The 19342-nt window shown below is 68.6% G+C and carries 18 protein-coding genes; 7 read left to right on the top strand and 11 right to left on the bottom strand.

From position 1 onward, the window contains the following. Positions 1–12 precede the first annotated feature (12 nt). Positions 13–1239: a PQQ-binding-like beta-propeller repeat protein gene (locus tag VFK57_03965; GenBank protein ID HET7694839.1), complete on the bottom strand. Its 1227-nt coding sequence runs from the start codon at positions 1237–1239 to the stop codon at positions 13–15. A gap of 165 nt (positions 1240–1404) precedes the next feature. On the opposite strand from VFK57_03965, the gene VFK57_03960 reads away from it, so the two are divergent. Further along, positions 1405–2241 (top strand): prolyl oligopeptidase family serine peptidase, encoded by an 837-nt coding sequence (locus tag VFK57_03960; protein HET7694838.1) that lies wholly within the window; start codon positions 1405–1407, stop codon positions 2239–2241. A gap of 179 nt (positions 2242–2420) precedes the next feature. After that, positions 2421–3140: a DUF2461 domain-containing protein gene (locus VFK57_03955; protein ID HET7694837.1), complete on the top strand. Its 720-nt coding sequence runs from the start codon at positions 2421–2423 to the stop codon at positions 3138–3140. Positions 3141–3232: 92 nt separating this feature from the next. On the opposite strand, the gene VFK57_03950 is transcribed toward VFK57_03955, so the two are convergent. The 5 genes from VFK57_03950 to VFK57_03930 all read right to left on the bottom strand — a co-directional run bounded on the left by VFK57_03950 (position 3233) and on the right by VFK57_03930 (position 11372). After that, the gene (locus tag VFK57_03950; protein ID HET7694836.1) at positions 3233–5548 is read right to left on the bottom strand and encodes a S9 family peptidase; all 2316 of its coding nucleotides are present in this window, start codon (positions 5546–5548) and stop codon (positions 3233–3235) included. 175 nt (positions 5549–5723) lie between these two features. Beyond that, positions 5724–7220 carry an adenosylhomocysteinase gene (gene ahcY / locus VFK57_03945; protein HET7694835.1) on the bottom strand — a complete coding sequence of 499 codons (1497 nt, stop codon included), beginning with the start codon at positions 7218–7220 and terminating at the stop codon, positions 5724–5726. Positions 7221–7257: 37 nt separating this feature from the next. Continuing rightward, complete coding sequence (locus tag VFK57_03940; protein HET7694834.1) at positions 7258–8223, bottom strand: metalloregulator ArsR/SmtB family transcription factor; 966 nt, start codon at positions 8221–8223, stop codon at positions 7258–7260. A gap of 145 nt (positions 8224–8368) precedes the next feature. Next, positions 8369–9814, bottom strand: coding sequence for a hypothetical protein (locus VFK57_03935; protein ID HET7694833.1), 1446 nt, complete (start codon positions 9812–9814; stop codon positions 8369–8371). A gap of 7 nt (positions 9815–9821) precedes the next feature. Then, entirely contained in the window at positions 9822–11372 is a 1551-nt protein-coding gene (locus VFK57_03930) for a D-aminoacylase (protein ID HET7694832.1), read from the bottom strand. Between the two features lie 52 nt (positions 11373–11424). Between VFK57_03930 and VFK57_03925 the strand changes: the two genes are divergently transcribed. Genes VFK57_03925 through VFK57_03915 form a run of 3 tightly spaced genes read left to right on the top strand, consistent with a single transcriptional unit; the run spans position 11425 to position 13719 of the window. Then, entirely contained in the window at positions 11425–11787 is a 363-nt protein-coding gene (locus VFK57_03925; protein HET7694831.1) for a hypothetical protein, read from the top strand. A 19-nt stretch (positions 11788–11806) separates the two neighbouring features. After that, on the top strand, positions 11807–12553 hold the full coding sequence (locus VFK57_03920; GenBank protein ID HET7694830.1) for an SRPBCC family protein: 747 nt from the start codon (positions 11807–11809) through the stop codon (positions 12551–12553). Between the two features lie 35 nt (positions 12554–12588). Next, positions 12589–13719 carry a zinc-dependent alcohol dehydrogenase gene (locus VFK57_03915; GenBank protein ID HET7694829.1) on the top strand — a complete coding sequence of 377 codons (1131 nt, stop codon included), beginning with the start codon at positions 12589–12591 and terminating at the stop codon, positions 13717–13719. A gap of 27 nt (positions 13720–13746) precedes the next feature. On the opposite strand, the gene VFK57_03910 is transcribed toward VFK57_03915, so the two are convergent. Together VFK57_03910 and VFK57_03905 are read right to left on the bottom strand one after the other, a co-directional pair. Next, a complete protein-coding gene (locus tag VFK57_03910) occupies positions 13747–14766 on the bottom strand; it encodes an SDR family oxidoreductase (protein HET7694828.1) in 1020 nt (339 codons plus the stop codon). Then, positions 14763–15500, bottom strand: coding sequence for a DUF72 domain-containing protein (locus VFK57_03905; GenBank protein ID HET7694827.1), 738 nt, complete (start codon positions 15498–15500; stop codon positions 14763–14765). Before VFK57_03905 ends, VFK57_03910 begins: the two co-directional genes overlap by 4 nt. A gap of 65 nt (positions 15501–15565) precedes the next feature. On the opposite strand from VFK57_03905, the gene VFK57_03900 reads away from it, so the two are divergent. Then, positions 15566–15898, top strand: coding sequence for a tRNA-binding protein (locus VFK57_03900; protein HET7694826.1), 333 nt, complete (start codon positions 15566–15568; stop codon positions 15896–15898). A 19-nt stretch (positions 15899–15917) separates the two neighbouring features. Here the strand turns inward: VFK57_03900 and VFK57_03895 are convergent, their stop codons facing one another. From VFK57_03895 to VFK57_03885, 3 genes are all read right to left on the bottom strand, one after another. Continuing rightward, entirely contained in the window at positions 15918–16511 is a 594-nt protein-coding gene (locus VFK57_03895; GenBank protein ID HET7694825.1) for a response regulator, read from the bottom strand. Next, a complete protein-coding gene (locus VFK57_03890) occupies positions 16508–16762 on the bottom strand; it encodes a DUF2934 domain-containing protein (GenBank protein ID HET7694824.1) in 255 nt (84 codons plus the stop codon). Before VFK57_03890 ends, VFK57_03895 begins: the two co-directional genes overlap by 4 nt. Positions 16763–16849: 87 nt before the next feature. Then, positions 16850–17410 carry a PAS domain-containing protein gene (locus VFK57_03885; protein ID HET7694823.1) on the bottom strand — a complete coding sequence of 187 codons (561 nt, stop codon included), beginning with the start codon at positions 17408–17410 and terminating at the stop codon, positions 16850–16852. 72 nt (positions 17411–17482) lie between these two features. Between VFK57_03885 and VFK57_03880 the strand changes: the two genes are divergently transcribed. Then, entirely contained in the window at positions 17483–19339 is a 1857-nt protein-coding gene (locus VFK57_03880; GenBank protein HET7694822.1) for a CheR family methyltransferase, read from the top strand. The last annotated feature ends 3 nt before the right edge of the window (positions 19340–19342 follow it).

The following is a 19342-nucleotide window of genomic DNA, read 5'->3' as shown; positions in this document are numbered from 1 at the left end:
GCTGACCGCGGATCAGCGCACCGCAATCCGGTAGAGATGCGTGGCGCTGCGGATGAAAAACGATCGCCCCGACACCGCCATCGACGCGAGCGTCCCGCCCTCGAGGGTGTTCACGGCGAGGGGCGCCGCGTTCGTCCCTGGCTTCAGCACGGTGGTGCGTCCGTCTTCGTCCAGGAAGTGGAGGCGGCCGTCGGCAAACACCGGCGAGGCCGAGAACGAGTTGCCGAGCCGCTGCTGCCAGCGCACCTGTCCGGTGCGGGCGTCGACGGCGGTTGCGATGCCGTTGTCCGACACGGCGTACAGCTCGTTCTCCACCACGATCGGCGACGGGGTGAGCGGCGCGCCGCGGGTCAGCGTCCACGCGACGTGCGTCCTGGTCACGTCGCCGCTGCCGTCGGGACGGACCGCGAGCAGCGCGGGCTGGTTGAACCCGGTGGCGATGAAGACCAGGCCGGCGCCGAACACCGGGCGCGGGACGTTGCTGTACCCCTCCGGATACGACACCCGCCAGAGCTCCTTGCCGGTCTGCGGCTCGAGCGCAGACGCGGTGAACGCGCCGACGCTGATGACCTGCTCGCCCCCGCCGGCGCGGATCGCGAGCGGCGTCGAGTACGCCTGCGAGTGCGGCTCGCGACGATCGCGCCGCCACCGCACCTTCCCCGTTGCCTTGTCGAGCGCGGCGACGAACGCCTGGTCGAAGCCGTCGCAGTTCACGATCAGCAGATCCCCCGCGAGCTCCGGCGATCCGCCGTTGCCATGCTGGGATTCGTACGTCAGCCTGGTCTTCCAGAGCACGGCCCCGGACGTCGACACGGCGGCGGTTCCCTGCGCGCCGAAGTGCACGTACACCCGGTCCCCCTCGAGGATCGGCGTCGGCGATGCGTGGCTGTTCTTCGCGTTGAGCAGATCGGTGCCGCGGAAGCGGAAGACCTCGACGTCCAGCATCTGCCTGCCGCTCTCGACGTCGAAGGCACGCAGGCGCAGCGACGTCTCGCGCTGCACGGTGACAGCCGTCGTCAACCACACGCGGCCGCCGGCGACGACGGGCGACGACCAGCCGCGGCCCGGTACCGGCACTTTCCACGCGACGTTCTTCGTTTCGCTCCACTCGACCGGAAGCCCGGTTTCCGTCGAGAGTCCCTGTCCGGACGGACCGCGGAACTGCGGCCAGTCTTCGGCGGAGACGATCGCGGCGAAAGTGACCGCCAGCGCCAGCAAGCTGAGCATTCGTTCGCGCATCTGTCGCAGAGTACTTCCGATCATGGCCGACCAGCAAAGCCGTCACGACTGGAGGACACGAGGAAACGCGAAACCAGGAGTCGCCGCAACCAGCACCGATCAGGATTGCCCGGGTGGCCGTCACACGCTTTATCCCGGCGCGCTGACCGCTGATACGATCCCGCCATGAACGCAATCCTGATCGCGTCGGCGGCGCTCCTGCTGCAAGCGAATCCGATCGATGTGAAGCTCGACGCCGCGAAGGTCAACGTCCAGCAGCTCACCTACGCGCAACCCGACGGCACGCGCAACGCCGCAACGCTGGTGACGCCCGCCGCCAGCGGACCCACTGGCCGAGCCGCAGGACGGCCCGCGATCCTCTTCCTGCACTGGTACGGCCCGCCCGACCCGACCTCGAACCGCACGCAGTACCTGCCCGAGGCGGTCGAGCTCGCGCAGTCCGGCGTCGTGTCCCTGCTCGTCGATACGCCGTGGAGCAAGGAGCGCTGGTTCGCCACGCGCGACAGCGCGAAGGACTACGAGTTCACGGTGCAGATGACGAAGAACGTGAAGCGCGCGCTCGACGTTCTCCTCGCCCAGCCCGGCCTCGACCGTACCCGGATCGCCGTCGTCGGGCACGACTTCGGGGCGATGTGGGGCGCGCTCGCGGTGGCCGACGATCCCCGCGTCACGCACTTCGCCTACGCGGCGGGGACGAGCTCGTTCACCGACTGGTATCTCTACACGCCGAAACGCGAAGGCGCGGAGCGCGAGGCCTTCGTCGCCAGGCTCGCGCCGCTCGATCCGATCGCCCACCTGCTGAAGATCGCGCCGCGGCCGGTGCTGCTGCAGTTCGGGACGCGCGACGAACACGTCAAGAACGAATCGGCCACGGCGCAGGCGGAGGCAGCGAAGGAACCCAAGACGGTCAAGATCTACCCGAACGCCGGCCACGAGCTGACGTACCAGGCACGCGTCGATCGACTCGCGTGGATACGACAACAGTTCAAGCTCCAGCCGTGAGCCGCGGCCGACGGCCACGCTCCGGCACAATGACCACGAAGGTCACAAACAGCAATATGATGTCTTCAGCTCTTCGTGTTCTGTGTGATCTCCGTGTTCTCTGCGATCTGCGTGTTCTTGTGTTCTTGTGTTCTTGTGTTCTTTGTGTTCTTCGTGATCTTCGTGCCGGAGCGTTACCCGTGGGTCGTGTCAGCAGTCCGTTCACCAGCAAGTCAGTCAGCTTTCTGCGCTCGCTGAAGCGCAACAACAATCGCGAGTGGTTCAAGGCGCGCAAGGACCAGTACGAGGCGCACGTGCGTCAGCCGATGATCGCGGTGGTGGAGCGGCTGGCCGGCGATTTCCGGTCGTTCGCCCCCGAGCTGATCGCGTCGCCGAAGCACTCGCTCTTCAGGATCTACCGCGACACGCGGTTCAGCGGCGACAAGAAGCCGCTCAAGACGCACGCGGCGGCGGTCTTCCGCTCGCGTCACCTGCCGAAGCCGCAAGGAGCCGGGCTCTACTTCGAGATCGCCGGCGGCTGGGTGTGGATCGGCGGCGGGATGTGGCGGCCGGAGCCGCCCGAGCTGGTTCAGCTCCGCGAGCACATCGCGGGAACCTGGCCGGACATCAGATCGATTACCCGCGCGGCCGCGTTCCGGACGCGCTTCGACGAACTGTCGGGCGAGAGGATGTCGCGCGTGCCGCGCGGCTATGCGGGCGATCATCCCGCGGCGGAGTTCCTGAAGTTCCGGCAGTTCTACGGGGGCGCCGAATTCCCGGCCGCGCTGGCCTATAGCGAGGAGTTCTATCCGACGCTCGTCGCGACCTTCAAGGCCCTCATGCCGCTGGTGCGATTTCTCAATGCGCCACTGGTCGCCGCTTCGGCCGCCTCGAACACGTCACGTCCCGCGCGCTGGTGATCTCCGGAACGCGCTCGATCGAAGCGCTCCCGCGGCCATCGATCGAGCGGATCGAGAGATCAAGTGGCCGCCTCGTCCACATGCGGCCGTCGCTAGCGCGGGCCGGGCGGCAGATGCGTGACGAAATACCGCCCGATCAGCTGATAGACGTGGGCCGTGGTCCCGGCGCCTTCCGAGATCGAATGTGATCGGTTCGGATAGACCATCAGGTCGAACGGCTTCCCCAGCTCGATCAGCTTGTTCACCAGCCGCTCGGTGCCCTGATAGTGCACGTTGTCGTCCCCCGAGCCGTGCACGATCAGCAGGTGCCCTTTCAGGTTTTCGGCGAAGTTGATCGGCGAGCCGGCCTGGTAGCCTTCGGCGTTCTGCTCCGGCACGCCCATGTACCGCTCCTGGTAGATCGTGTCGTAGAGCCGCTGATCGGGAACCGGCGCGACCGACGCCCCGACCGTGTAGAGGTCCGGATGCCGGAACATCGCGTTGAGCGTGTTCGAGCCGCCGCCGCTCCATCCCCAGATGCCGACGCGGGAGAGATCGATGTAAGGATGCGACACGGCGAGCGCCTTGATCGCCGCCGCCTGATCCTGTGCCGACATCACCCCGACGGCGCCGTAGATGACCTTCCGCCACGCCGCCCCTTTCGGCGCCGGCGTGCCGCGGTTGTCGAAGCTGACGACGACGTAGCCGGCGTCGGCGAGCGCGCGCGGAAACATCCGTCCGCTGCTCCATGCATCCGTCACCGTCTGCGAGGCGGGCTCGCCGTAGACGAACACGATCACGGGGTGCTTCTTCGAGGGATCGAACGACCCGGGCCGGATCATCCAGCCGTCGAGCGTGATCCCGTCGGCAACGGCCACGGTCAGGAACTCCGTCTGCTGGCCGAAGGCGCCCGCGACCTTGCGTTCGACGACGGAGGGGTCCAGCAGGCGACGCAGCGACCGGTGGTCCGGAAGCGACACGACCTCCATCATCGCGGGCCGCTGGAAGGACGAATAGGTGTGGAACGCCATCCTGCCGCCCGGCGCAAACGTGTAGTCGTGCCAGCCGGGCACGCTCTCGGGCGTCACCCGGCGCGGCGGCGCGGATCCGTCGAGCGGCACCCGGAACAGATAGCGCTGCGTGGCGTTCGACGGCGAGGCGCGGAAGTAGGCCGACGTCGCATCGACGCCGGCGAGATCGATCACGTCGGCCGCGACGTCGGTCAGCAGCGTCGCGTCGCCGGCGCGCGAGACCCGATAGAGATGCCGCCAGCCGTCGCGCTCGCTGAGCCACAGGAACGCGCGTCCCTCGTCGATCCACGTCACGTCGGATTGCACGTCGACCCAGCCGCCGACCGTCGCCGGGGCGGCATCGCGAAAGACGCGCGTCACGTTTCCTGACGCGGCGTCCGCCAGCAGGTAGTCGTTCTGCGTCTGCAGCCGGTTCAGCTGCTGCATCGCCACCGTCGACGCATCGATCCACGCGAGACTGGCGATGTAGGTGTTTCGCGGATCGCCCGGCGCTTTCATCCACGTCGTCGTTCCGCCGTCCGCCGCGACGACGCCGACACGCACCGCCGAGTTCGTCGTGCCCGGCTTCGGGTACGCGAACACCGTGGTCGTCGGATACAGCGCAGAGGTGTCGTCGATCAGCGTGAAGTTCTGGACGCCGGTAGTGTCGAATTGCCAGTAGGCAATCCGGCGGCCGTCTGGACTCCAGCGGAAGCCGTCGCGGATGTCCAGCTCCTCCTCGTTCACCCAGTCGGAGGTGCCGTTGACGATGGTGCCGGCGGTCGCGGGCGCCCACGCGGCCCCGCCGGGAGGGACGGTCCCGTCCTTCGTCAGTTGCACGATCGCGCCGCTGTCGATCCGCTCCACGTAGATGTTGTTCTGTCGGACGTAGGCGACTCGCGTCGCATCCGGCGAGAAGCGCGCGAACATCAGCGACGCGTCCGGCGCGGCGCCGCCCAGCTTTCTGGCCGCGCCCGCGCCGGAGGCGACGTCGAACACCCAGTAGTCGCCGCGCGTGTTCTGGCGCCAGACCTTGCGGGTGTTGGTGAAGATCAGCAGCCGGCGGCCGTCCGCCGACCATGCGTAATCGTCGACGTCGAGCTTCGTGGCGGCGAGGACGCTTCTCGCGCCGGTGGCGGCGTCGTAGCGCGCGATCTCTGCGCCGCCGTCGCGGCGCTCGACGATCGCGTAGGCGGTCGCGTCAGGCAGCCAGCGCGCCGGCCCGAACCGCGGCGCGGCATACGCGTTCTCAGTGTAGATGCGGTCGATCTGCGCGCGCAGCGTCGCGGCGACGTCCGCCTGTCCCTCGACTCTGCTCGGAACCGCGCCGCGCCGGTCGACGGACTGCTGCGCGCGCGGCGAGGAAGAAACGGCTATCGCGAGGACGGCAATCGTCGCGAGAGGACGAAAAGTGCGCATCGGGGGATTGTATGCTCCCGCGGCCCGCGGGCTCACGCCCCGGCACTGCGACCACGAAGCTCACAAGGCCCGCGAAGAACGGCGCTCAAAGAAAAAGACCACAAAGATTTCTCTTTGTGGTCTTCGTGTCCTCTGGGGACTCTCTGGCGAGCCGCCGGCGCGGCTCGGTGTGTGACTAGTACCGGTAGTGCTCCGGCTTGTACGGTCCCTCGACCGGGACGCCGATGTAGGCGGCCTGCTCGGGGGTGAGCTTGGTGAGCTTCACGCCGAGGTGATCCAGGTGCAGCCGGGCCACCTCTTCGTCGAGGTGCTTCGGCAGGATGTACACCTTGTTCTCATACTTGTCGTTGTGCTGGTGCAGCTCCAGCTGCGCGATCACCTGATTGGTGAACGACGCCGACATCACGAATGACGGATGCCCGGTCGCGCAGCCCAGGTTCAGCAGGCGTCCCTCGGCGAGGATCAGGACGCTCTTGCCGCTCGGGAAGCGGAACTCGTCGTACTGCGGCTTGATCTCGATCCGCTCGACGCCGCGCTTCTTCAGGCCGGCCATGTCGATCTCGTTGTCGAAGTGGCCGATGTTGCCGATGATCGCGTTGTGCTTCATCCGCGCCATCATGTCGACGGTGATGATGTTCAGGTTGCCGGTCGCGGTCACGAAGATGTCCGCGGTCTCGACCACGTCCTCGATCGGCTTGACCTCGTAGCCCTCCATCGCCGCCTGCAGCGCGCAGATCGGATCGATCTCGGCGACGATCACGCGGCAGCCCTGCCCGCGCAGCGCCTGCGCGCAGCCCTTGCCGACCTCGCCGAAGCCGGCGACGACCGCGACCTTGCCGCCCATCATCACGTCGGTCGCCCGGTTCAGGCCGTCGATCAGCGAGTGGCGGCAGCCGTAGATGTTGTCGAACTTGCTCTTGGTCACCGAGTCGTTGACGTTGATCGCCGGGAACAGCAGCGTGCCGGCCTTCATCATCTCGTAGAGGCGGTGCACGCCGGTGGTCGTTTCCTCGCTGACCCCCTTCATGTCCTTCGCGACCTTCGTCCAGCGCTGCGGGTTCCCCTTCAGCTCCTGGCGCAGCAGCTCGAGGATGACGCCCCACTCTTCCGGCTCCTTGTCCGGATCGAACGCGGGGACCTTGCCGGCCTTCTCGTACTCGACCCCCTTGTGCAACAGCAGCGTCGCGTCGCCGCCGTCGTCCACGATCTGGGTCGGGCCCGAGCCGTCCGGCCACAGCAGCGCCTCGCTCGTGCACCACCAGTACTCTTCGAGCGTCTCACCCTTCCACGCGAACACCGGCGTGCCCTTGGGAGTCTCCGCCGTCCCGCCCGTCTCGGGCCGGCCGACGACGACGGCGGCCGCGGCGTGGTCCTGGGTCGAGAAGATGTTGCAGGAGACCCAGCGGACATCGGCGCCGAGCTCCGTGAGCGTCTCGATCAGGACGGCGGTCTGCACCGTCATGTGCAGGCTGCCCATGACCTTGGCGCCGGCGAGCGGCTTCTTCGCGGCGTAGCGCGCGCGGAGCGCCATCAACCCGGGCATCTCGTGCTCGGCGAGGCGGATTTCCTTGCGGCCGAACTCGGCGAGGCCGAGATCCTTGACCTTGAATGGAACGCGGCCGGCCTTGCGGGCCGCGTCGAACGCGTGTAGCTCCTGAACTGCGGTGGCCATCGTCTCTCCTTCGAACCGCCCGGCGTGCCGGGCGCGGTTAGTTAGTACTGCGAACTGCTGACGCTACGAACAATGCCGGGCCCTTGGCCTGCGGATCCACGGGCAGCGGGACGATGCGGACATCGCTGAATCCCGCGGCGGCGAGCAGGCGGCGGATCTGATCGTCGCCGAATCCGAGCCACACGTGCCCCATCTGCTGCTTGTACTCTTCGTGGTCGTGCGGCAGCATGTCGCACACGACGAAACGGCCGCCCGGCTTCAGCGTCCGCGCGGCCTCGGCGAGCACCGCGGCCGGATCCGGCACGTGGTGCAGCACCAGGAGCATGATCGCGGCGTCCAGCTCCCGGTCCGCGACCGGCAGCGCCTCGAGCTCGCCGCGGCGGACGTCGACGCCCGGCAGGCCATGGAGCCGCCGGCGCGCCGCCTGCAGCATCTCGCCGCTGCGATCGACCGCGATCGTTCTGGTGACGAACGGCGCGAGGGCGGCGGTGGTCTCGCCGGTGCCGCAGCCGAGATCCCCGACCGTCCACGCCGGATCGATCAAGGCGGGAAGCGCATGGAGCGCCGAGGCGCCGCCGAACAGATCGCGGCGCAGCCGATCCCACTGCCCTGCGGCGGACGCGAAGAACTCCTCGGACTTGGTCTGCCGCCGCCCGAGCACGCCCTTGAGGCGGCGGGCATCCTGATCCGCCCCCGGCGTGCCGGCAATCTGTTCGCGCAGCAGCGACCAGAGGCGCCGGGTGTGCGCGTCCCGCTCGTCCAGCGCCAGCGTGTAGTAGCGGCTGGTGCCGTCCCGGCGCGACGACACCCAGCTCGCGTCCGCCAGGGTCTTGAGGTGGCGGCTGACGGTGGACTGCGGGAGCTGGAGCACGGCGCAGAGCTCGCTGACGGTGAGTTCGTTGCGCTCGAGGACGAGCAGCATCCGTCCGCGGGTGGCGTCCGCGAGCGTGGTGAGGTCGTCGAAGATCGCCGCGTGCGTCACGTGCGCCCTGCCGTATTCCATCCGTTCATCCGGATGGAGAGCTTAACACGGGGCCGGTCGGGATGGCAAGCGGCAAAAAACGGGGACTGTCCCCGTTTCCGGCGGCGGAGGCAGCCATTTTCCTCGGGAAAACGCGCAGCGCCGGAAACGGGGACAGTCCCCTTTTTCAGGCGTAGCGCGACAGATACCCCCGGACGGACAGTTTGCGGGCCGTGTTCGCGGACGACATGTAGCGCACCTGGCCGAACACCTCCCGCTCCGGCCACGGACGATCGTACCGGCCCAGCACCCACCCGAACCCCGCCCACGAGTTCGGATCGCGCCCGTCGAGCGAGTAGCGGTTCATCAGCTCGCCCATCACCGCCAGCGCGTCTTCCGGCGTCCGCGTCCATTCGAGGATCTTCTTCCCCCACAGCATCCGCATGTAGCCGTGGAACCACCCCTCGCGGACGAGCTGGCGCTGGGCGGCGTTCCAGAGCGGATCGTGCGTCGCGGCCGCTTCGAACTGCGCCAGCGAATACACGTACACGCGCGGATCGGCACGGTGCGCGTCGAGCGTGCGCCGCGCCCACGCCGGCAGCGACGCGTAGCGGTCGCAGCCCGGCACGAAGGCGCAGGTGTTGAACGCCAGCTCGCGCCACGTAATCAGCTCGTCGAGAAACGACTCCGCCGACCTGCTGACGTGCCACCACCCTTCACGCGCGCCGCGCGCGCCCGCCGCCAGCTTCCGCGACGTCCATCGCTCCCGCGACATCACCCCCTCGAAGATCTCGTGCGCGGAGATGTGGCCGAAATGCAGCCACGGCGACAGCCGGCTCGTCGCGTCACGCTCGGGCTGGTGGTGGTCCGCCGCGTAGCGCGACAAGCCGCCGCTCAGGAACGCGCGCAGGCGGACGCGAGCCGCCGCCGTGCCGCCGCGGACCGCCACCGGCGGCACCCGGTGATCGATCGGAAGCCCGGCCAGCGCGCGATGCGACAGCGAGGCTCCGGTTGCGGCCGGCCAGCGTTCGAGGATCCCGCCGGCAACCGCCGCCTTCCGCCGCCGCGGCAGGGCAGCGAGTGGATCGCGCGCCGGCCATTGCTGCAGTTGCCCGCGCAGCTGCCTCTGCAGGTGCGCGCGAAACCCGTGCGCCATCGGCACCGCGCGAGCCGCGAGACCGACGGGCAGCAGGCCGTTGCCGTCCACCGCCTCCATGCGGCAATCGATGCGGCTCGCCGCCGCCGCCGTCATCCGCGGAAGGAAGTACGCGGGATACCAGTCGGTGACGACAAGGCACGCGCCGCGCGCGAGGGCGGCCAGCAGCCCCGATGCGGCCCCCGCCGCAGGCTCCACGTACGGGTAGTAGCGGACCGGACCTTTCTGCAGCGCGGCCGCATGCTCCGCCATTCCCTCCATGACGAACGCGTGCAGCCGATCGCTGGCGTGGGTGTACCCGCACCGCAGCGCCTCGAACACGACGAGCGGCTTGCGCAGCGCCACGGCATGAGCCACGGCGCGCTCGAGCGCGAAGTTGTAGCCGAGCCGCCGCGCGCTCGTCATCCAATAAAGGACGCTGCCGCGTTCGGCACGGACCGGCGCGTCGTTCAGCGGGTAGAGGCGCGCCGGATCCAACGCGCGTCTACCGCAGTCCCTTCTTCAGAACCCGGCCGGGGGACGCGTCGGTGAACCTCCCGTCGAGCAGGACGGGCACGCCGTTGACCAGCACGTCCGACATCCCCTCCGCGAGCGCCTGCGGCGCCGTATAGGTGGCGGCGTCGCGCACGCGCGCGGGATCGAAGATCACGACGTCGGCAATCGCACCTGGCCGGATCGCGCCGCGGTCCGGAATCCCGAACACCGCGGCCGGCAGGCTGGTCATCGAACGGATGGCGAACTCGAGCGGCACCACCTTGCGCTCGCGGACGTAGACGGCGAGCCGGCGCGCGAACGCGCCATAGTCGCGCGGGTGCGGCTGGCCGACGCCCGGCGTCGGCAGGCCGCCGTCGCTGGAGGCCATCGTGAACGGCGCCTTCATGATTGCCTCGATGTCCGGCTCGGACATGTTGAACGACACGATCGAGGCGCCGCCCGCGCGGATCATCGCGATCGCCGCCTGGACCGGGGAGATCCCCTTCAGCCTGGCGATCTCCGTCAGCGTCTTGCCGGCGAGCGTGCGGTCTTCGGCGAACTGCGCGATCAGCACCGCGTCGGGACCGTTGCGGCGGCGCAGGTTCTCGGTGACCACCGCCTCAGTCGGCTCGACGCCGCCCGGCGCCAGGGCGGCGCGTAAATTCGTCGACGATGCCTCGTAGGGATACTGATCCGCGAACACCTGCACGCCGCGCGCGCGCGCCTCTTCCATGTCTTTGATCAGCGCCGGGCCGAGTCCCCAGCTGTCCTTCCCCAGCGCCTTCATGTGGCTCACGACGCCGATGGTGCGCGCCTCTTCTGCGATGCGGATCACCTCGGCGACCGAGGCGCGGACGCCGGCGTCGTAGTTCCCCTCGTCGCGCACGTGGCTGGTATAGAGGCCGCCGAACTCCGCGGCGACCTTCGTGAGCTCGATGACCTCTTCCGTCTTCGCGAAGCTGCCGGGGACATAGAAGAGGCCCGAGGACAGCCCGAAGGCGCCTTCCTGCATGCCGCGCCGCACCAGATCCTTCATCTGCTGCAGCTCGGCGGCGGCCGGCTCCGCGCGCGACTCCTTCATCACCGTGCGGCGCACGGACCCGTGTCCGATCAACAGCGCCACGTTCGGTCCAGGCCGCGCCTGCTCGATCGCCGCGCGCTGCGCGGCAAGGTCGACCGGCCCGCCGCCATCCGGATTCACGACGAGGGTGGTGATCCCCTGCGCGATGAGCGGCTGTGCCTGGTGCAGCGCCGGCCGGGTGAGGCCTTCGGCGGCGTGCGAGTGCACGTCGATGAAACCCGGCGCGAGGATGCGGTCGCCGGCGTCGATGACGCGCGTGGCGGTGGCGGCTGTCAGCGTACCGACAGCGGTAATGCGATCGCCGGTGATGCCCACATCGGCGCGCAGCCATGGATTGCCCGACCCATCCATGACCCTGGCGCCGCGGATCAGCACGTCGAACCGCGCGCCGTCGCCGGGCTTCGGCGGGGCGAGCTGATCCGACTGAGCCATGAGCACAGCCGTGCCTGCAACGAAGACAGCGGTCAGAAGCACCTTCATGCGCGGCATTGTATCTACGCCGGGTACGCGTTGTGCAGCCGACGGTCCCGTTATGGCTGAAACTTCCCGCAACCTGATGGTCGCCCGTGGGCCCGACAACGTCTGGGATCGGCAGACCGCATCCCCCTACGACCGGGAACGGTGGATCGCCGCCGCGTGGGGCACCGCCCTCACCATGGTCGGCGCGCGCCGCGGCGGGTTTGGCGGCGGTCTCCTCGCCACCCTTGGCGCCGTCGTCACCGTCCGCGCCGCGATGGGGCGGCACGACTTCGCCGTGGCGCGCCACTGGACCAACACCGTGCTGCGCGACCGCGGCTGGCGCGCGCACGACATCGTCCACGAGACCTCCGACGAATCGTTTCCGGCGAGCGACTCGCCGTCGTGGACGCCGACCGCCGGCACCGGACGCAGATGACAAAGGAGAGCGAACGCACATGAACATGGAGCTGACATTCCCCGACGACGCGCGCGAGGCGCGCGCGCGATCGGATCGCAACCTCAGTGAAATCGAGCGCTGGGCGTCGATCGCCGCCGGCGCGGGGCTCGCGGTCTACGGCCTCACCCGCCTGAAGCGCAACGGCTGGCTGCACGCCGGGCTCGGGGCGCTGCTGCTGCGGCGCGGCGTCAGCGCGCACTGCGACGTCTACGAAGCGCTGGGGATGAACACCGCCGCCAATCCGGACGACACGCGCGCGGCGCTCCGCGGCTCGCGCGGCGTGAACGTGCTCGAGAGCGTGACGATCAACCGGCCGATCGCCGAGCTGTACCGCTTCTGGCGCAACCTCGAGAACCTGCCGCGCTTCATGCGCCATCTCGAGGGCGTGGAGAAGGTCACCGAGACGATCTCCCATTGGCGCGCCAAGGGGCCCGCCGGGATGTCGGTCGAATGGGACGCCGAGGTCTACAACGAGGTGCCGAATCAGTTGATCGCCTGGCGCTCGCTCGAGGGGTCGGATGTGATCAGCGCCGGGTCGGTGAACTTCGACGAGGCGGCCGGCGGCCGCGGCACGCGCGTCACCGTGCACCTGCAGTACAGCCCGCCTGGAGGCAAGGTCGGGGCCGCCGTCGCGCGACTGTTCGGCCGCGACGCCGAAACCGAGATCCGCGAAGACCTGCGCCGCTTCAAGCAGCTCGTCGAAGCGGGCGAGGTGCCGACCACGTCGGGTCAGCCGCGCGGATGAAAGCACTCTGCTGGTACGGCACGAATGACGTACGGATGGCGCGGGTTCCGGATCCGCAGATCCTGAATCCGCGCGACGCCATCGTGAAGGTGACGCTCACCGCGATCTGCGGCTCCGATCTCCACCTGCTCGACGGCTTCATCCCGACGATGAAGCGCGGCGACATCCTCGGACACGAGTTCATGGGCGAGGTCGTCGACGTCGGGCCCGAGAACACGCGCCTCGAGAAAGGGGATCGCGTCGTCGTCCCCTTCACGATCGCGTGCGGCCACTGCTATTTCTGCGAGCGCGGCCTCACCTCGGCGTGCGACAACTCGAACCCGAACGCCTGGATGCTCGAGGAAGCCTACGGGCATTCGGGATCCGGGCTGTTCGGCTACTCGCACATGATGGGGGGCTACGCCGGCGGGCAGGCGGAGTACGTCCGCGTGCCGTTCGGCGACGTCGGCCCCTATAAAGTTCCGGACGGGCTCAGCGACGAGCAGGTGCTGTTCCTCAGCGACATCTTCCCCACCGGCTACATGGCGGCGGAGAACTGCGGCATCGCGCCGGGCGACACGATCGCGGTGTGGGGCTGCGGCCCGGTCGGGCAGTTCTGCATCGCCTCGGCGTGGCTGCTCGGCGCCGGCCGCGTCATCGCCATCGACCGCGAGCCGGAACGCCTGATGATGGCGGCCGACCGCGGCAAGGCGGACGTGATCGACCTGACGCAGACCAACGTGTTCGAGGCGCTGCAGGACATGACCGGCGGCCGCGGCCCGGACGCCTGCATCGACGCCGTCGGCCTCGAAGCGCACGGCAACACGATCGGCGACTGGTACGACAAGGCGAAGACCTCGATGATGCTCGCGACCGACCGGATCTCGGCGCTGAGGCAGGCAATCCACTGCTGCCGCAAGGGAGGGACGGTGTCGATCCCCGGCGTCTACGGCGGCTACCTGGACAAGATGCCGTTCGGCGCGGCGTTCTCGAAGGGCCTGACGCTGAAGATGGGCCAGACGCACGTGCACCGCTACCTTCCGATCCTGATGGACCGGATCCAGCGCGGCGAAATCGATCCGTCCTACGTGATCACCCACCGGCTCCGGCTGGAAGAGGCGCCGGAGGCGTACAAGACGTTCCGCGACAAGGAAGACGGCTGCATCAAGGTCGTGTTGAAGCCCTGAACCGGCGCCGGGTGGCCGGCACCCGCCCTATATTTCGTTGTTCGCCATCGCCGCCTGATCGGCGAGCCTGGTCACGACCGACGGCGTCCACTTCGACTTCGCCTCGCTCTCGAACCCCTTCTTGGCGGTGTTCCCTTCCAATCCGGTTCCCGCCGGCAGCACGCGCGTGGCGAGCATCGTCGCGCGCGCGAAGGTGTTCGGAACCACCGCATTGGCCGCGGCGGCGAGCTTCGCCTGCGGCGTGATGGTGAGCGCCGGGTCGCCGTAGCGGCAAGCCTCGAGAATCTTGCGCGCGGCGCGCTCCGCGGCAATGGTGATGCCGGGCAGCGAGCTGGAGACCTTGAACCAGGCGTACTCGGCTTCGTGCCTCCCCTTGAACTGGGCGTTGACCGGCGAGCCCGTCCGCATGAGGCCCGGGGCCACCGTCGTGACGCGGATGCCGTACGGATCGAGCTCGGCGCGGATGCCGTCCGACAGCCCGACCAGGGCGAACTTGCTGGCGGTGTAGGGCGCCATGTGCGGTACCGCGATGCGCCCGCCGATCGACGAGATGTTCACGATGCGCCCGAAGCGGCGGTGGCGCATCACCGGCGTGACTTCGAGAATGAGATGCAGCGGTCCCCAGAAGTGGGTCGCCATCGCATTCTCGAAGTCCTCGTGATCCATGTGCTCGAGCGGCCCCACCTGGATGATGCCGGCGTTGTTGATCAGCACGTCCACGGTGCGCCAGGCGTCGAGCACCGTGTCGATCGCGGCTCGGACGTCGGCGCGCCGGCGGACGTCGCAGCGCAGCGTCATCACCTCGCCGCCTCGCGACTCCAGGTCCTCGCGCGCCCGCTCCAGCTCGGCGAGGTCGCGGGCCAGCAGCACCACGCGCGCCCCCTCGTCGACGAACAGCCGCGCCAGCACCAGGCCCAGCCCGCGCGAGCCGCCGGTGATGACGACGACGCGCCCCTGGAACGAGATCGCGTGGCGCGCGCGCGCCAGCCGCGTCGCCACCAGCGCCGCCCCGAGCCCCGCCGTCAGTCCAAGCGCAAACCTCTTCATGCCGTCTCCTCCAGCGCGCGGCGCAGCGTCATCGCGTCACGCGGCGCATGGCCGCCCACATCGTTGTTGAAATACGCATACACGTCGCAACCCTCGTCGCGCCGGGCGTTCAGCCACTCCGCCCAGCCGTGCAGCCGGGCGGGGGAATATCCGCCGCCGTACTTCTGCCCGGATCCATGAAACCGCACGTAGACGAACGGCGACGTGGACAGCCTGCCGGTAGCCGATCCGGGCATGTCGTGCAGGCACAGCGCCACGCCATGCGCGTGCATCAGCCGCCGGATCCCGGCGTCGTACCACGTCGGGTCGCGGAACTCGACGACGTGCCGGATCCCGCGCGGAAGCGCGTCGAGAAAGCCGGCAAAGCGTTCGACGTTCACCGTCCACCCCGGCGGCAACTGATACAGCACCGGCCCGAGATGCGCGCCGAGCGCCTCCATCCGGGAGAACAAACGTTCGATCGGTTCTTCGGGATCCTTCAGCTTCTTCATGTGGGTGAGGAAGCGGCTCGCCTTCACCGAGAACACGAATCCCGGCGGCGCGCGCCGCGCCCATGCCGCGAACGTCCCCCTTTCGGGCAGACGATAGAAGCTGTTGTTGATCTCGACCGTGTCGAACCGCTCCGCGTAGTACTCGAACCATCGCGCCTGCGGGACGGCGGCAGGATAGAAATCGCCGCGCCAGTGTTTGTACTGCCACCCCGAGCACCCCACGCGCGCCCGGCCGCGGGCCATCGCTCGAAATGACGCAAGCGACGTACCCGTTGAACGGCCGAGGTGTGCTGATATAGTGCGCGCCGATGATTGGCTTCGCGGACTTCGAGCGCGTCGACATTCGCGTCGGACGGATCCTCCGCGCCGATCCGTTTCCCGAGGCGCGCAAGCCCGCCTACAAGCTGCAGATCGATTTCGGCGCCGAGCTGGGGGTCAAGACGTCGTCGGCGCAGCTCACCGCGCGTTATGGGCGGGAGAGTCTCGAGGGACGGCTGGTGCTCGCGGTGGTGAACTTTCCGCCGCGGCAGATTGGCCCGTTCATGTCGGAGGTTCTGACGCTGGGTGTACCCGACGCGGACGGGCGCGTCGTCCTCGTCGTCCCCGACGCAGAGGTGCCGCCGGGCGGCAAGCTGTTCTAGGGCGGGGCGCCGGCGCGCGCTACTTGTGCCGGTACGCGCCCTGCGGCGTTCTCGCGAGAAATCCTTCGGCGACGAGGACGCCGAGGATCCGATCGCACATGTCGCGATCGAGTTCGAAGACGAGCCGCGCCTGCTCGGCCGTGAGCGCCAGGCCTGGAAGCGCACCGAACTCGTCACGCACGCGCGCCACCGCTTCGGTCGGGCGGGCCGGCGGTGCGGGGGGAATGGTGGGCCGCGCCAGGCTCCGGGAGACCTCGCGCATGACGGCCTGCGGGAGGCAGGGCTTCAGCAGCACGCGATCGACGCCGGCGGCCGCGGCCCGTTTCTGCAGATCAGGGTTGGCGTAGCCGGTCACCATCAGGATGCGAATCCCGGCAGTACGGCCGTCCGACTTGAGACGCCGGGCCACGGTCACGCCGTCGACGTCCGGCAGCACGTAGTCGGTGAGCAGCACGTCGGGCACGATCTCGACGGCCGAAACGATCGCCTGCGATCCGGTGACCGCCTCGGCCGTACGATAGCCATTCGTGTCGAAGCAGGCGCGGTACAACTCGCGCGTGTCCCGATCGTCGTCGGCGACGAGAACGAAGGGCTGCCGGTGGTCGGCTCTCACTCTTTGGATTCACTCCGGGGTTCCGCGGCGGAGGCCAGTTCGCGCTCGGCCGCGAGCCAGTCGTCCCAGTCCTGCCCGTGGGTGCCGCCGCGCGCGAGATACAGCTCATAGGCACGCGCCGCGATCTGTTCCGGCGAATGCCCGGTGGTGCGTTCGTCTTCGTTGCCGGGGCTGGCGTCGTGGGGCGCCGTCATCCCGGCAGCAGGAGACGCGGTCTGGTCCGTATCCTTGAGTCGTCGTGCCTTTGCCATGGCGCGACCTGAATCAACCGCCGTGCCATCCACGCAAGGGATCGGCCGATGGAAGTCATACGCACCGGCTTCGGCCGGCCTGCAGGGTCAGTTCGGCGACGGGTCGGAGAACGCGGCGGTACGGAAGACCCACCGCAATCCGCGGGCATCCGCGCCGACGACAACGGTGACGTCGACCGGGGCGCGCTCCCGCGGTCGGAGCTTGAACGTCAGCTCTGCGGAGCGTCCCTCGCTGGCGAGGCGCGAGATATCCGCCAGGAAGCGGGCGCGCTCCTCGCAGACGAAGACGCTGAGCGCCTTGCCGACGAGAAACCGCTGACTGACATTGAACAGCTGCGCCGCGGCGCGATTCACCTCGGTGATCACCGAACTGGGCTCGGTCACGACGTAGGGCTGCGGCATCTGATCGAACAGCTGCCAGTAGCGCTCGCGTTCGCGGGCCAGCTCCAGCTGGAGCGCTTCGAGTCTCTGGCGGCCTTCGATCAGCTGTTCCTGAGCGACGCGCACTTCCTCGAGCGCGGTGCCCAGTTCCTGCAGCGATCGGCCGAGCAGCTTGCCGTGATCGCGATCCGACGTGGCGCGCCGCTGCAGTGTGGCGAAGCGCTGCAGGGCCGAGGCGAGTTGCAGTTCCAGCACGTCAATCGCCATAGGGGAAACCTCTCGTTTGACACTCCGACGAACCTGCATTTTACCCCGGTGCCTGTAGTACAGTCACGCACGATGTCGGACCCGCCGCCGAGGCTGGCTTTGGAGCAGATTCTCGATTACCTTCGCCAGGCCCGGGGCTTCGATTTCACCGCCTACAAGCGCACCACCCTGACCCGCCGCATGCAGAAACGCATGGAAGCGGTCGGCATCCGCGATTACGACGAGTACCTCGACTATCTGCAGGTCCACCCCGACGAGTTTCCGGCGCTCTTCAACACTATTCTCATCAACGTCACCCGGTTTTTCCGGGATCCGGACGTCTGGGAGGCGCTGGCTGAGACGGTAATCCCTTCGCTCCTGGCCGGCAAGCCGGAACACGCGCCGCTCCGCGTCTGGGTCGCCGGCACGGCGACCGGACAGGAGGCCTACAGCATTGCGATGCTCCTGGCGGATACGCTCGGGATGGACCGATTCCGGCAGCGCATCAAGATATACGCGACCGATGTGGACGAAGAGGCGCTCGCCGAGGCCCGGCAGGGGGTTTATACGGAAAAGCAGGCCGCGGACGCGCCCGACGACCTGCGTGCGAAGTTCTTCGAGCGGGCCGGAGAGCGGCTGATGGTCGTGCGCGAGCTGCGGCGCGGCGTGATCTTCGGCCGGCACGATCTGCTGCAGGACGCGCCCATCTCGCGCGTTGACCTGCTCCTGTGCCGCAACACGCTCATGTACCTGAATGCGGAGGCGCAGAGCCAGGTGATGTCCCGGTTCTACTTCTCCGTGGTGCCCGGCGGCTGCCTGGTGCTGGGCCGGGCGGAGATGCTGTTCACGCAGAGCGCGCTGTTCCAGCCGATCGACCTGAAACGTCGTATCTTCAGGACCACGCTGACGAGCGCCCGGCACCGCGATCGTCAGCCGGCGCTCGGCGCGAACGGGCGAGAGGACGCCGTGCCCCAGCAACCCGATCCAACCGTCCGTCTCCGGCAGCTGGCGTTCGAGGCCGGGCAGGATCCGCAGATTGTCATCGATGCCGCGGGCATCGTCGTCGGCGTGAACGGCGCCGCGCGGCGTCAGTTCGGTCTCGGCGCGGCGGAGATCGGGACGCCGCTGCACCAGCTCGAGCTCTCCTATCGCCCCGCCGAACTGCGGGCGCACATCGAGCGCGCCGGCGACGAGCGCCACGAGGTGCAGATCCGCGGCGTCGCGTGGGATCGTCCGGGCGGCACGCGCTACTACGACGTCTCGTTCGCGCCGCTCGTCGGCGAGGAAGGCACCCTCCTCGGCACGCGCGTCTCGTTCGCCGACGTCACCCACATCCGCGCGCTGCAGGACGATCTCGTCAACTCGAAGCAGGAGCTCGAGACCGCATACGAGGAGCTGCAGTCCACGAACGAAGAGCTCGAGACGACCAAGGAGGAGCTGCAGTCCACCGTCGAGGAGCTGGAGACGACCAACGAGGAGCTGCAATCGACGAACGAAGAGCTCGAGACCATGAACGAAGAGCTGCAGTCCACCAACGAGGAGCTGCAGACCATGAACGACGAACTGCGCACCCGCGGCCTGGAGCTGAACACCTCGAACGCGTTCCTCGAATCGGTGCTCACGAGCCTTCGTTCGGCGGTGGTGGTGCTCGATCGCGACTTGCGCGTGCAGGCATGGAACGCACGGGCGGCGGACCTGTGGGGCCTGCGCGCCGACGAAGTGACCGGGGACTATTTCTTCGGCCTCGACATCGGCCTGCCGGTGCAATCGCTGAACGGCGCCGTGGGCGAGGTGCTGCACGGGCGCGCGAAAGACACGACCGTGGTGCTGCCGGCCACCAGCCGCAAGGGACGTCCGCTGCAATGCCGCGTCACCATCTCCGCGCTCGCCGACAGCAACCGGGAGACCGCCGGCGTCATCCTGGTGATGGACGAGGAGGGCGCGGGCTGATCC

The organism is Vicinamibacterales bacterium, assembly GCA_035699745.1.
Lineage (GTDB): Bacteria > Acidobacteriota > Vicinamibacteria > Vicinamibacterales > 2-12-FULL-66-21 > JAICSD01.
This window is presented reverse-complemented; position numbering and strand designations above follow the sequence as displayed.